Source organism: Candidatus Igneacidithiobacillus taiwanensis (genome assembly GCF_031962545.1).
GTDB classification, from domain to species: domain Bacteria; phylum Pseudomonadota; class Gammaproteobacteria; order Acidithiobacillales; family Acidithiobacillaceae; genus Igneacidithiobacillus; species Igneacidithiobacillus taiwanensis.
This window is the reverse complement of record NZ_JAVRKK010000062.1, coordinates 1-12,119: the sequence shown is the minus strand read 5'-3', so window position 1 is coordinate 12,119 and position 12,119 is coordinate 1. Positions and strand designations below refer to the sequence as shown.

The window sequence follows — 12,119 nt, the reverse complement described above, 5'->3', positions numbered from 1 at the left end:
GCTACCCGGTAAAACCCCCGGATCCGGTACCCGACATGTTGAACCTGCATGGCACTCCTCCCTCGCCAAAGAAGTGCCAAAGGTTTGTGAACTTATGCAATCGGAATTCAGGTATGGAAGTAACACGCTGTTGGACAAAACTTATGGATTCCATATAATATTGCCAATGGAGAAACGAAAGGCCCACTACCCCCTGCCAGAGGTCAAGGCCGCCGTTGCCCGCCTTGGCGTTGGCGCTTTCACGGCTACTGCCTTGCGGGGACTGGATCTGATGGGTCTTTCTCTGGCCGACGGATTGGCGGTCGTTCTTGGACTGCAACCGGAAACGCTGTTCAAAAGCATGACTACTTACGCGGATAGTCGGGTATGGCAGGACGTTTATCACGCCACTTGCCCCAACGGGAAAACGGCCTATATCAAGATCACACTGCGCCCAGGGGCGGTGGTGATTCAGTTCAAGGAGCTTTGATATGACGGAAAAACGATTTTGCTTACAGTGTGACGACGGCACGGAACTCGTACATGATACCCGGGACATGGTCATCTCTGTGGACACGTTGTCCGATACCGTACCGGCTGTTTCCGGATGGCATTGTCCGGTCTGTGGCGAATGCGAGTTCGACGAGGGGGAAGCACAACGGTATGCGGACGCACTGGCGGAGATGCGAAAAAGTGCAGCCATCCGGCAGGGACAGGCGTTGCGGGCGATACGCAAGCGTTTGCGCTTGAGCCAGAGAGATGCTGGACTGCTCTTCGGGGGTGGCGTATCCGCGTTTTCCGAGTACGAGCGCGGCAAGACGCGCCCTCCTAAATCTACCAGGATTCTGTTGGATCTGCTCGGTAGACACCCCGAATTAATGGATGAAGTGCGGCGCGCGGATTGAGTATCAGCTTGGTGCGATTGTACGAAATCGTTCGGTAATGCTGTGATATATCTCATGCGAAGTCCCTCTCGAGTCCTTGGGCTTGGGGAGGGCTTGCGCTCTTACAGCGCCCGCGACGGTGGAGGCCGTTGAAGCGGCTGGTGGGTCCTATTGGTAAAAGCCCAAGACACTGGATGTCCACAATCCTGTGTGACGCACCGGAGCGCGGGGTAGTCATGCCATTTCTCCTCTTCCAAAGCAGGGGGTGAATGCGCCGCTGCGCCTTTGCGAAGAAGTGGGCTCCGCTGGCTGTGGGTCGGAGCGGTGCGAAGCGCCCTCTCGGAGAAAAATGTCTGGGCGCAGCTCCTCGCGGGTGACTGCGCCGTTGGTGGCACGCTCGATGGCGATGGCCTTGTCTATGGGGATACCGCGTTGAACCCAATGGGAGACAGTCATAGGCACCACGCCGACGGCTCTGGCTAGGGCGGCTTTGGAACCACAATGAGTAATGGCTTTTTTCAGTCCGTTCATGGACACAAGTATAACCTTAGAGGTTATAATGTCAACACAATGGTTCTTCCAATAACTGGATAGAAGGTAAACAATTTGGTTATGGATGCGAAAAGCAAAATGACAGGTTCTAAGACCGCTTTTGAAGCGCTGGAAAGAGATCGTCTGAAGAGGAACATCCCATCCAAGCGGCAATACGCATTGGGCGTTCTCAAGTTAGAGAACCCCCAAAATTACTCTCATTGGGAAGTTAGGGGAGTTCCGCGCAAAGAACTGGTACGCGTCGCGAAAATCACGGGGATCCCTGCTGAAGACCTGGAGGATATCGAAGTTTGTTCACCAATAAACGAACCTGCCCGCATCGACACGCCAACCGTAGAGATGCTTCCGGATCACCTCGAAGAGGGGCCGAATATACGAGGTTGGTATCCCGTCCTTGGCACGGTTCCTGGCGGAGAACCATCGGAAGCCATAGAAGCCGCACGCAGGGACCCGGAAACGGAATTGATTCCAACCAGTCTGCACTGCAGCCCCCGTGCGTTCTTCCTCCGCGTGATCGGTAACAGCATGGAACCTGATATTCAGCATGGGGCTCTAGTGCTGGTAGATCCTGACATGGCGTATGGCCATGGAGACATTGTGGTCGCCCGAAACGGGGATGGAGAGGCCAACATCAAAATGTTGGTCAGGGATGGTGGAGAGTGGTATCTGATGCCAAAAAACCAAGATTTTCCCACACGGCCATTGGGGAAGAGTGTTATTGTGGGCGTGGTGAGAGAAGCGCTAAGGCGCTTTAAGTAAAAGAAAAGAGCCAATCCGAGCAAAACAACTGCTCTCAAATATAACCACATATTTGACTTTATAAACCTAATGGTTATATTAGATCCCATCAAAACCCCGCCACACCCGGCGGGGCCACCTTGGGAGACGACAACATGGCACCTTCTTTGGCAGTACACCGTTGTACCCTGATTCCGCAACAAAGCCGAATCCAGATCGCCGTCCAGTATCGAGACGGGCTTGCACTGACCTATCTCTTCGAGCGATCCGTCCGGATCGTTGATCTCATGGCCGCCATCAGCCGGGCGGGACGGGTCAGCAAGGTGGTGGTGTGATGCGTGATACCACGCACCATGGATCGTTAAAGGCGAGTGCGACCACTGGCCAGTTCAAAAAAAGAGAACACCATTGAAAAACATTTACCTCTGGAGGATGCCGATCCGTAAGGACAAGTTCCAAGATATAAGGACTCATTCAGACCATCGACAACACGACTGAGATAAGTTAAATTAGATTTCAAACGTAATATTGTGCCAAACCTAACTTAGGAGCTATTATGCTGCACAGCTATGCAGCGACCAATTTCCAGTCATTTCGGGATCGTGTGGAGGTCAATCTCCTCATCAATGAGCGTGCGCCCCGTACTGACTGGGTCGCGACCAGCGTGTCCGGTCAGCGTGTATCCAAGGTGCTGGGCGTTATTGGTGCGAATGCCTCTGGCAAGACCGCCTTGCTCAAGCCCTTGGCGTTTCTGGGTTGGTTCCTGAGTGCGTCATTTCAGCAGACGCAGCCAGGTGCGCCAATTCCCGTTTCTCCGCACTTTGCCAACGCTGCCGAGCCGGTGGAGCTGGAATGTACCGCCGAGATTGAGGGCGAACTGTGGCGCTATGTGTTGCGCTGCACACCGCAGCGCGTGCTGCATGAGGCGCTTTACCGCAAGCATGACCGCTTCCGCTATGTCTATATTCGGGACTGGGATGAAGCCAAAGCGGCCTACACCGTGCGGCAGCAAGATTTTGGCCTTGACCAGAGCAAGTCAGTCGAGGCGCGCCCCAACGTATCGTTGATCGCCTGGGCCGCGCAATACGGTGTGCCGTTGGCACTTAGCCTGGCCACACCCATCGTTAGCAGCAATGTCAACATGGTGGGCCGCGTCCAAACTGGCGACCTGGCCGTGTTGCAAGCCGGCAAGAGCTTCTACGAGAACCCGTCCCTGCGCGAGCAGATGGAGCGACTGCTGTACAGTTGGGATCTGGGTCTATCTGGCTTGAGCATCCGCGAGTCCGAAGTTGTGCAGAGCGTGACCGATCCCGACGTCAAGCAGAAGATCTGGATGCCCTATGGTCACCATGTCAGCCACGGCCAGGATTTCGAGTTGCCTTTCTTTCTGGAGTCCAACGGCACCAAGAGTGCGTTCTCCTTGCTCTCCTTCTTGTTACCCACCCTGAACAAGGGCGGCCTGGCGGTTATTGACGAAATTGAGAGCGACTTGCACCCCCACATGCTGGCAGCAATTCTTGATCTTTTTGCCAGCCAGCGTACTAATCCTCACAACGCCCAGCTGGTGTTTACCAGCCACGCCATTGAAGTGCTGAACCTGCTGGGTAAGCAGCAGGTCATGTTGGTGGAGAAGAGCCCGGACTGCGAAAGCACCGCTTTCCGGCTTGATCAGATCAGCGGCGTGCGCGGCGATGTCAGCCTGTATGGTAAATATATGGCCGGCGCGTTTGGCGCGGTTCCCAATTTGTAATGGCATCGCGGCTCGCCATACGTCAGCAATACCGTACCCTGCTGCTCGTGGGCGAGGGCGAGGCGGATGAAGCCTTTTTGCTACATGTCAAATCGTTGTATGTGCAGCGTGGAAGCGGCTTGCGAGTGACCGTGGGATGTGCACACGGCAAAGGTGCGAAGCATGTGGTGGATTACGCCATTCGCCAGCGGCGTGTACGTGAGTACGACCGGATTGCCGCGTTGCTCGATACCGACACGGATTGGACACCCGCCGTGCAACAGCGTGCACGCCAAAATAGTATTCTCGTGTTGAAATCTGTTCCCTGTATCGAGGGGATGCTGCTGCGCACCATTAGACAAAATGCGGATGGCTCTACGAGAGAGTTGAAAGCAAGGTTCGCGTCTTTCGTCAGTAATGACCTTGACCGTCGTGTTACGCCACGCACTTCGGCATGGATGCCCTGGAAGCCGGGCGATCGAATGAGCCTACGCTGGACGACTTGCTGCGCCTGCTTGCGAGCTGGCGGACGGCATAGAGCTTGAGTGTAAAGCGGCTATACTCACCCTGGAACTGTGGTAATTTCTCTCTCATGAGCGCTGAACATTTCCGGATTACCTATGACGGCCCAGCCCTGGATACGCACGAAATGGATATGCGGGATATGGCGCCGGCTTTGCTATCATTGGCAGACGCTTGTATCGGACATTTTGATTTGCCGCGTGCGGGTTACGCAATGGCAAATAGATGCCGGAGTAAAAACGGATTATGCCGTATTGAAAGTGCTGGAACACAAAATGCATGCTACCCAGCTAAAATTGTGCCCATAGCATAGAATCCATAGCCCCCTGCAGGAATGGCAGGGGCATGGTAAACAGAGCAGGGCACCAGTGGGTCACGCCTAGACTTTCTACCTCTGATCTTTCAGATCATTCCTGATGATTTCTACTAGGGACCGTTCCCCGAGCAGGTACAAGGCGGCCGTCGAGTTGATCGGTCGGATTTGTATACCAAGGGCCAGGCTGTCCAGCCGGTCGCGGCTGTGGTGCCTGCGCCGGGCGACTTGCGTTTTCCCCCAGGTACCGACGTGTAGTTTCAGGTATCCGACGATTTCTGCCAAATCCACGGATTGATCGAACATCCTCCATGGGTGAGCGAATGGTTGCCACAGGTCGGCAGTGTAATCGACCGATTTCTCTTCTGGGGACTGATACTGGTCAGGATTCTTCCTGTAGGCAGCACCATCGATGCGGGTCACCAGTTTCGCCCCGGACCATGCCAGCGCTTCCTCTGAGAGTTGTCGCCACGCATAGATCAGCGTTTTGGCCTTGGGGTAGGAGACGGGCATCAGAGGGGGCAGCCATTCCGTGATGGTCAGGACCTCCTCTTGCAGGTCTTCGGGGAGATTCATGACCATGAGATCAGTCAGCATCAGGAATGTCCTCGTTTTCCCAGGGAGAAATCTCATCAGGCGTCTGTGAGGGTATGCTTTCGTCCCGATGCCCGTTGATGGCCCAGGCTGCGGCGACCCATAGGTCTGGAGCACCGTCAGCCAGGAAGGCTTCCTGACAGAGATCATCGTCTGTTACTGCGTTGCATTCTTCGTATTGCATAACCTGCCCTGTTTCACTGCAAGAGTGATCGGGTATAGATCATCGGTGGGCCAGAGAGTAACCCGGATCGGATCTATACCACGGCACAGGCCAAGTTTGGTTGCAGGCTGGGAGACAGTGGTGATGCGCAGACGAATAGAGAAATTCATGGCGGCACGTTGTGAGTAGGCGGGTTTCCAACCTGGCCTTTAATCGGGAGTTTCCTGCGGCCTCCGGGTTGAGAGGAATACCCAAAGAAAACAGGGTACACATTGCGCGCGACCGGCAAAACCCCTTTGATACGGATGCCGTGGGCGTTTGGCTGGATGGTTGTGCAGCAACTCCGTTGGGATGGCTGTACCGAAAAGATGTGAATCGGGATGTCGTCCTGGAAAAGCTGGATGCCGGCGGCGAGATTCAGGGGCATATCAAAGTGCAAAAGCGAGTGGGGAGTCAGTCTCCGAAAAAGGTTGTGGTGTTTTGGCTCTGAACGATGGGTGGCCTTGGTATTCTTACGCCAAGGCGTAGACCCAGCGCTGATCTATACCCAGCCGTACATGGCTGAATAGTTGGGGTGCCGTTGTGAAGCTCTATATTGCAGAAAAGCCCAGCCTTGGGAAAGGCATTGCAGAATATCTCCCGGGCACCAAGTCCAAGGGTAGCGGTTACATCCAGTGCGGATCGGATACGATGGTGACCTGGTGCTTCGGTCACATCTTCGAGCAGGAGGATCCTGATTTTTATACCCCGGACACCGTGCCGGTGAATCCCAAGGGCAAAAAGAAATGGCGGTTCGAGGAATTGCCTATTTTCCCGGAGCAGTGGCAGCGGAGGGCCAAGGAGGACGCCAAGAAACAGATCAAAGTGATTCGGGATTTGCTGAAAAAGGCTACGGTTGTGGTCAACGCCGGGGATCCCGATCGTGAGGGTCAGTTGCTGGTGGATGAAGTGCTGGAAGAACTGGGCTGGAAGGGGAAGACGGAACGGATCTGGCTAGCGGCCCTCGATGAGCAGAGCGTGAAAAAGGCACTGGGGAATCTGAAGGACAATCACGATTACCGGAATTTGCGAGACTCTGCAGAAGCCCGTAGCCGAGCCGATTGGCTTATGGGCATGAATCTCACCCGGGCGTTTACTGTGCGCAACAGCGGTTCAGGGACGGTCTCTGTCGGCCGCGTGCAGACGCCGACCCTGGCACTGGTGGTAGCGCGGGATGAGAAGATCGAGAAGTTCCAGCCGAAAGATTACTTCGTTCCCCGGATCCATGCCGGCTTCTGGGCCGCATGGGAACTGCGCGAGAATGCCCCTGGGGTGGATGGCGAGGGTTATCTGACCGACCGCAAGGCAGCGGATGCGTTGATGGCCAAGGCCCAGTCCGAAGGGAAAGCCACGGTCAAGGACTACAGCAGCACCGAGAAAAGCCAGCAGGCCCCGTTGGGTTTTTCTCTGGCGGAATTGCAAAAGGTCTGTTCTGCCCGGCTGGGGATGTCAGCACAGCAGGTTCTTGATGCTGCGCAGGCCCTTTATGAAGAGCACAAGGCGACCACGTATCCGCGTACCGATTGTCGGTATCTACCGGAAGAACAGCATGGCGAGGCGGGTCGTGTGCTGGCAGGCCTGGCGAAGCTGGGTCACGCGGATCTGGTGAAGGGAGCCGATGCCAAGCGCAAATCGGCCATCTGGAATACGGGCAAGGTCACGGCCCACCATGCCATCATCCCGACCGGCGCCATGCAGGGCAGCATGAGCCCGGTTATCGCCAAGGTCTATGAAATCATCGTCCGATCCTACTTGGCCCAATTCTATTCCCCTTATGTGTACCGGGCGACCAAGGTTGTGCTTGCCTGTGCCGCCGAGGACTGGAAGGCAACTGCCAATGTCCCGGTTTCCGCAGGCTGGAAAGCCGTCTATGGCATGATCGACGAGGAGGAAGATGACGCTCCGCAGCCCATCCCGACCCTGCAAAAAGGACAGTCTCTACCCGTTCAGGCGGTAGACGTGCAGGCGAAACAGACCAAGCCGCCTTCCCGCTTTACGGACGGATCGCTCATCGAGGCAATGAGCAACATCCATAAGTTCATCGAAGACGAGGAAGCCAAAAAAAAGCTCAAGGAGACATCCGGTCTGGGCACGGAAGCCACCCGGGCCAATACCATTGAGACCCTTCTTACGCGGGGGTTTCTGGAGCGCAAGGGTAAGCAGATCATTTCCTCCCAGGCAGGTCGGGCGTTGGTCCATGCCTTGCCTACGGAGTTGACGGACCCTGTGCTTACGGCTCGATGGGAGGATGCTTTAGCCGGAGTAGCAGAGGGACGGGTTAGTTTGGCAGATTTTGAAGCCCTGCAACGAAAGTTTGTGGCCCGGATGGTGGAGACTGCGAAAAGCATGAACCTATCCATTGGGGAAGCGCAGAAGCCGGGAGGCGGGCAAGGCTCTCCAGGAAAGGGGCGTGTTCCGCCCAAGGCCGGGCCAATGTGCCCCTCCTGCAAAAAAGCCACGGTTGCGCTGAAAATGAAAAGCGGTGGTGTGTTCTACAAGTGCGAAGGTTGCCAATCCTGCTGGGGAACAGACAAGCAGGATGCCAAAAAGCTGGGCCAAAAATGGGGACAAAAGTCATGAAAAAGCCGTCTGCCCGGTAGACGCCGCTGTTATCCCCACAACCCACCGCCTTGTGGGCGGCTCCGGCCTTACCGGACCAGCCGGTACACGTTCCGGCTTTCCGCCTAAAACCCATGCTACCGCCGGGGGCTGGATGGCCCCCTTCGTTGCCTGGGCGCTGGGCCGTTGATTGCGGGGATAATGGTCGATACCCACCTTCAGGATTTGTCTACCCGGTAGACAAAATACGCCGGAAGCGCCATCAAGAACGTCGTCTACCCGGTAGACAAAAGTGCTCTAAAATTTCAATTTCCCGGAAAAAACTGAATGCAAGATAAAGAAGGAGTACACTGCGTGTCCTCCCGGGAAGCGTTCGTGCCTCGCTGGTTTTTTCACGGAAATTAATTCGGCGCCCGGCCAAAATTTGTCTACCCGGTAGACGCCGCTGTCATCCCCGCAACCCACCGCCTTATTGACGGCTCTAGCTGTGCTGGACCAGCCGGTACACCAAATGTTGAGGAACCCATAGCTGCTCCGGTTGCTTCCGGCTGGAGCACTTGGCCGGGCGGGGCTTGCATCCGCTGGAAAACACCGCCTTTGCAAGGCGCACGTCAAGAACGGCCGTTCAACCTCTGCTTCAATAAGCCCCATCTCGCCGCAAAACCACCTTGATGGTGCGCAGCAAGATGACGATGTCGTACCAGAGCGTCCAGTTTTTCACATACCAAGCGTCGAGCTGGGCACGTTCATCGAATGTGGTTTCGGATCGCCCGCTGACCTGCCATAGACCGGTAATACCTGGATATACCAAACGATAAAGGCAAATATTTTTCCCGTAACGGTCAAGCTCCCGCTCTAATAAAGGACGGGGACCCACCAGACTCATATCGCCCCGCAACACATTGAATAGCTGTGGTAGTTCATCCAGGCTGCCGCGCCGCAGTAACTTCCCGATCCGCGTCACCCTGGGATCGTTACGGATCTTGAAATTTCTTTCATATTCGGCAGCCACATCGGGATGATCGCGCAGATATTGCTTCAGGCGATCCTCTGCATCCATCACCATGCTACGGAATTTCAGGCAACCGAATTGGCGACCCTGCCTTCCCACGCGCCCCTGTATAAAAAACACTGGCCCGCCATCTTCCCTGCGAATGCGCCAAGCAATGTAAAGAAGCAGCGGCGACAAGATCACCACGAGCAACGAGGCGGCGATTAAATCGAAAAGACGTTTGGTGATGCGCGGGACAAACCGAGACAAATTGTCCCGCACCCGCAGCATCAGTACCTCGTGGCTAAAGAAGTGCATGACCTCCATGCCAAAAAGCGGCAGGCCGCGCAACGGAGGCGCGATGGTGAGGTTTGGATAGTTGAGACCCAGGGAGCGCACTAGTCGTTCTTGGAGCTCCCACTGATCCATATCAAGAGCCAGCACCACATGGGGCTTCCCCAAACGGGCCAGGGTAGTCAAAGGATCCTCTCCCAGGGCCTCTATAGCCGCATGGGCGGGAAAGCTCCTGGCATCTAGACTGCACCCCCCCGGCAACAGAACCCGTTCTACGGTATAACCAAGCATGGGCTCGCTGTTCAGGGCGCGGACGGCCTCGGCAGCGTTTTGTCCGCAACCGATGATTACCACCGGTCGCGCCCAGCCCCCAAGACTCTGCAAAGCTCGGCGCAGCAGCCATCGTGTCAGGGGCAAGAGTCCCATGACCAGCACCCAGGTAGAAAAGAGCCACAGACGTGACATTTGCCATTTACCGGCAAAGACAATGGCAGCATTCAATATTAGCAAGAGGATGAATGTTCCCAGTATTTCACCTGTCTCATCCCAAAAGGCCTTGCGCCGGGAATAATGACCCTTAAAGGCGAAGGCCACGATGCCCAATGCCGACAATACGAGAAAAAGCAGCAGGTTGATTTGCGCGTAGCTGCCCCACCAATGGAGCAGCACCCAAGCGGGATTTAGATGAAAATAAAAAGCATGGGAAAGACGGCCCAGATAAAATGCCACCAAAAGCGCTGCCATGTCGCCTAATGCGAGCGCATAAGACACCCATTGAAACCACCACACACGCCCACGCGTTGTTACTGCGGATTTTGTAGTCGCTGTCATGCCTTACCACCTGAAGAATCAGCGTATTACGCCCTTAGCGACCAGGAACTATGCATGCAGTAGCAGCTTGTTCCTAGGCATTATAGCCCTGAACTTGGCAAGAACGCATGGCTCTTCAATTCGTTAAGGTGCCGAGGTGACTCGCAACCCAAGAATCGAGGGGCTTGCTCCCCAGGGCTCCGGCCAGCTTGTGGTCAATATATTGATAGTATTGATTATTATCCAGTATTTTCACCTACTATTCATGCTGATCGGTTTAATCATTTTAAGGTTTTTCCTCAGTTCGCCAACGAAGAATCAATGGGTTGGAGGTGACTTTAAGGAAGTCCTAACCATCCCCCCTCTCATTAGGGAGACATTTCTAGCCTTTGCTCATGAACTCGGCATCAGTACGGATCACCATGAGTTGCATGGATATATGATAACCAAGCAGCTGGCTTTCGCCAAGCAATGCTGGTATTTAGGAGGATGCTGAAAAAACATAACGATTTCCCGACGGGATGGCTGGGATCATGAAGTTTTCTGGTTTTTCGGCGGATTTCATGGTTATTTTCGCCATTTTTGAGGGTAATTTCCTCGAATTACCGGATTTTGGGTGGATTTGTCCCATCAGCATGCTCTCAGACGGGAGATGCGCAGGACGTTGTAGGCCGTGGCGGCCAGGGTAAAGTGCAGATCCACTCGCTCCAAACCACGGAATCGGGTTTTACGCATTCCGCCCACGGTCTTCATCCAGCCAAAGATGGATTCAATCCGTCGGCGGACGTGAATGCTCATGCAATAGCCCGCATGGCGGGTCGTGCGGCTGTCAATGGCCGATCCCGCTTTCTTTCTGGCCACATGCGGAGTGACATTTCGGTCGCGCAGATCCTGAACGAAACCGTGGCGGTCATAGCCCTTGTCCGCACCCAGGGTGATGCGCTTCGCTCCTCCCAGCTCGTCCAGCATCAGGACAGCGGCATCAACCTCCGCCGTGCCGTCGGCAGTGGTCACCATGGTTTCGGCTACCAGCCCATGGCGGTTATCCATCAATACATGCCCCAGGTAGGCGAGGCGCGATGCTTCTCCTTCGCTCTTTTTGTACAGCCGGGCATCGGGATCGGTCACCGACTCGTGGGTGTCATTGCTACGCTTCTGCCCCCGGAAGTCCATGCCATCGCCTTGTCGATCCTCAGGATCTTTGGGTTGAAAGGATTTCTGGGAGGCCCAGGCTTCCAGCAAGGTACCATCCACGGAAAAATGCTCTTCCGACAGGAGATCCCCGGCGCGGGCCTGCTCGACCACCGAGTGGAAGAACTGGTGGATCGTGCCATGATCCAACAGCCGGTCCCGATTTTTAGAAAAGACCGTCGGTACCCACACGGCGGCGTCCATATCCAAGCCCACAAACCAGCGAAAGAGCAGGTTGTAGTTCAGCTGTTCCATCAACTGCCGCTCGGAGCGAATGCTGTAGAAGACTTGCAGCAGCAGAGCCCGCAGCAGGTATTCCGGAGGAATGGAGGGACGTCCCAGATCGGAGTAGATGCTATCAAAGTGGCTGTTCAGCGCCTCAAGGCTCCGATCCACGATCACCCGGATGGCACGCAGGGGATGGTCCTGCGGTACTCGCTGCTCCGGCGACAGATAGCTGAACATATTGCCCGTCTCCACCTTCGCACCGCGCATGCCTATCCCCCTGCCTCATCCTGTAACTCGACGAATTATAACACGGACTTTTTCAGCATCCTCTTAGAACGCTTCAATACGCGCCACGGACAACCCACATTTGAGAGCAACAAACTATCTTTCGGCCCACATGGAAAACCGAGGAACAGAACGCACGTCCGAATCTCTAAGTTGTTGCGCAACATTTTATCATGATAAATTTAGCCTCTAGCAAGGAAAGGGGTATAGGCCGTAGCTGCATGAAATCAAAATTTGATAGAGGGAGG

At 55.2% G+C, this 12,119-nt stretch carries 13 protein-coding genes; 8 read left to right on the top strand and 5 right to left on the bottom strand.

The features are described 5' to 3' along the window. Positions 1-166 precede the first annotated feature (166 nt). The gene (locus RTI30_RS08850) at positions 167-469 is read left to right on the top strand and encodes a type II toxin-antitoxin system MqsR family toxin (protein ID WP_312283663.1); all 303 of its coding nucleotides are present in this window, start codon (positions 167-169) and stop codon (positions 467-469) included. Between the two features lies 1 nt (position 470). Further along, complete coding sequence (locus RTI30_RS08845; protein WP_312283662.1) at positions 471-884, top strand: type II toxin-antitoxin system MqsA family antitoxin; 414 nt, start codon at positions 471-473, stop codon at positions 882-884. Positions 885-1,097: 213 nt separating this feature from the next. Here the strand turns inward: RTI30_RS08845 and RTI30_RS08840 are convergent, their stop codons facing one another. Next, positions 1,098-1,394, bottom strand: a complete 297-nt coding sequence (locus tag RTI30_RS08840; protein ID WP_312283661.1) for a Cro/CI family transcriptional regulator — start codon at positions 1,392-1,394, stop codon at positions 1,098-1,100. A gap of 81 nt (positions 1,395-1,475) precedes the next feature. Here RTI30_RS08840 and RTI30_RS08835 point away from each other — a divergent pair, with 81 nt between their 5' ends. The 4 genes from RTI30_RS08835 to RTI30_RS08820 all read left to right on the top strand — a co-directional run bounded on the left by RTI30_RS08835 (position 1,476) and on the right by RTI30_RS08820 (position 4,427). Beyond that, positions 1,476-2,174, top strand: a complete 699-nt coding sequence (locus tag RTI30_RS08835) for a S24 family peptidase (protein ID WP_312283660.1) — start codon at positions 1,476-1,478, stop codon at positions 2,172-2,174. Positions 2,175-2,308: 134 nt separating this feature from the next. Further along, a complete protein-coding gene (locus RTI30_RS08830; protein ID WP_312283659.1) occupies positions 2,309-2,488 on the top strand; it encodes a hypothetical protein in 180 nt (59 codons plus the stop codon). Between the two features lie 221 nt (positions 2,489-2,709). Continuing rightward, positions 2,710-3,903 carry an ATP-binding protein gene (locus RTI30_RS08825; protein ID WP_312283658.1) on the top strand — a complete coding sequence of 398 codons (1,194 nt, stop codon included), beginning with the start codon at positions 2,710-2,712 and terminating at the stop codon, positions 3,901-3,903. Further along, the gene (locus RTI30_RS08820) at positions 3,903-4,427 is read left to right on the top strand and encodes a hypothetical protein (RefSeq protein WP_312283657.1); all 525 of its coding nucleotides are present in this window, start codon (positions 3,903-3,905) and stop codon (positions 4,425-4,427) included. Before RTI30_RS08825 ends, RTI30_RS08820 begins: the two co-directional genes overlap by 1 nt. Positions 4,428-4,792: 365 nt before the next feature. On the opposite strand, the gene RTI30_RS08815 is transcribed toward RTI30_RS08820, so the two are convergent. Both RTI30_RS08815 and RTI30_RS08810 read right to left on the bottom strand, forming a co-directional pair. Continuing rightward, positions 4,793-5,314 carry a hypothetical protein gene (locus RTI30_RS08815; RefSeq protein WP_312283656.1) on the bottom strand — a complete coding sequence of 174 codons (522 nt, stop codon included), beginning with the start codon at positions 5,312-5,314 and terminating at the stop codon, positions 4,793-4,795. Then, entirely contained in the window at positions 5,304-5,495 is a 192-nt protein-coding gene (locus RTI30_RS08810; protein ID WP_312283655.1) for a hypothetical protein, read from the bottom strand. The genes RTI30_RS08815 and RTI30_RS08810 overlap by 11 nt, the downstream gene beginning before the upstream one ends. Before the next feature lie 160 nt (positions 5,496-5,655). Between RTI30_RS08810 and RTI30_RS08805 the strand changes: the two genes are divergently transcribed. Together RTI30_RS08805 and RTI30_RS08800 are read left to right on the top strand one after the other, a co-directional pair. Next, positions 5,656-5,964: a hypothetical protein gene (locus tag RTI30_RS08805; protein ID WP_312283654.1), complete on the top strand. Its 309-nt coding sequence runs from the start codon at positions 5,656-5,658 to the stop codon at positions 5,962-5,964. A gap of 92 nt (positions 5,965-6,056) precedes the next feature. Continuing rightward, positions 6,057-8,093, top strand: a complete 2,037-nt coding sequence (locus tag RTI30_RS08800; protein WP_312283653.1) for a DNA topoisomerase 3 — start codon at positions 6,057-6,059, stop codon at positions 8,091-8,093. Positions 8,094-8,709: 616 nt separating this feature from the next. Here RTI30_RS08800 and wbaP read toward each other — a convergent pair. Beyond that, on the bottom strand, positions 8,710-10,188 hold the full coding sequence (gene wbaP, locus RTI30_RS08795) for an undecaprenyl-phosphate galactose phosphotransferase WbaP (RefSeq protein WP_312283652.1): 1,479 nt from the start codon (positions 10,186-10,188) through the stop codon (positions 8,710-8,712). A 609-nt stretch (positions 10,189-10,797) separates the two neighbouring features. Then, entirely contained in the window at positions 10,798-11,853 is a 1,056-nt protein-coding gene (locus RTI30_RS08790; protein ID WP_312283651.1) for an IS5 family transposase, read from the bottom strand. Positions 11,854-12,119: the final 266 nt, after the last annotated feature.

What these genes read in the sequence shown, in the direction of transcription:
- RTI30_RS08850 (WP_312283663.1), top strand. Translation starts at nt 167, where the DNA reads ATGGAGAAACGAAAGGCCCACTACCCCCTGCCAGAGGTCAAGGCCGCC.
- RTI30_RS08845 (WP_312283662.1), top strand. Translation starts at nt 471, where the DNA reads ATGACGGAAAAACGATTTTGCTTACAGTGTGACGACGGCACGGAACTC.
- RTI30_RS08840 (WP_312283661.1), bottom strand. Translation starts at nt 1,394, where the DNA reads ATGAACGGACTGAAAAAAGCCATTACTCATTGTGGTTCCAAAGCCGCC.
- RTI30_RS08835 (WP_312283660.1), top strand. Translation starts at nt 1,476, where the DNA reads ATGGATGCGAAAAGCAAAATGACAGGTTCTAAGACCGCTTTTGAAGCG.
- RTI30_RS08830 (WP_312283659.1), top strand. Translation starts at nt 2,309, where the DNA reads ATGGCACCTTCTTTGGCAGTACACCGTTGTACCCTGATTCCGCAACAA.
- RTI30_RS08825 (WP_312283658.1), top strand. Translation starts at nt 2,710, where the DNA reads ATGCTGCACAGCTATGCAGCGACCAATTTCCAGTCATTTCGGGATCGT.
- RTI30_RS08820 (WP_312283657.1), top strand. Translation starts at nt 3,903, where the DNA reads ATGGCATCGCGGCTCGCCATACGTCAGCAATACCGTACCCTGCTGCTC.
- RTI30_RS08815 (WP_312283656.1), bottom strand. Translation starts at nt 5,314, where the DNA reads ATGCTGACTGATCTCATGGTCATGAATCTCCCCGAAGACCTGCAAGAG.
- RTI30_RS08810 (WP_312283655.1), bottom strand. Translation starts at nt 5,495, where the DNA reads ATGCAATACGAAGAATGCAACGCAGTAACAGACGATGATCTCTGTCAG.
- wbaP (WP_312283652.1), bottom strand. Translation starts at nt 10,188, where the DNA reads ATGACAGCGACTACAAAATCCGCAGTAACAACGCGTGGGCGTGTGTGG.
- RTI30_RS08790 (WP_312283651.1), bottom strand. Translation starts at nt 11,853, where the DNA reads ATGCGCGGTGCGAAGGTGGAGACGGGCAATATGTTCAGCTATCTGTCG.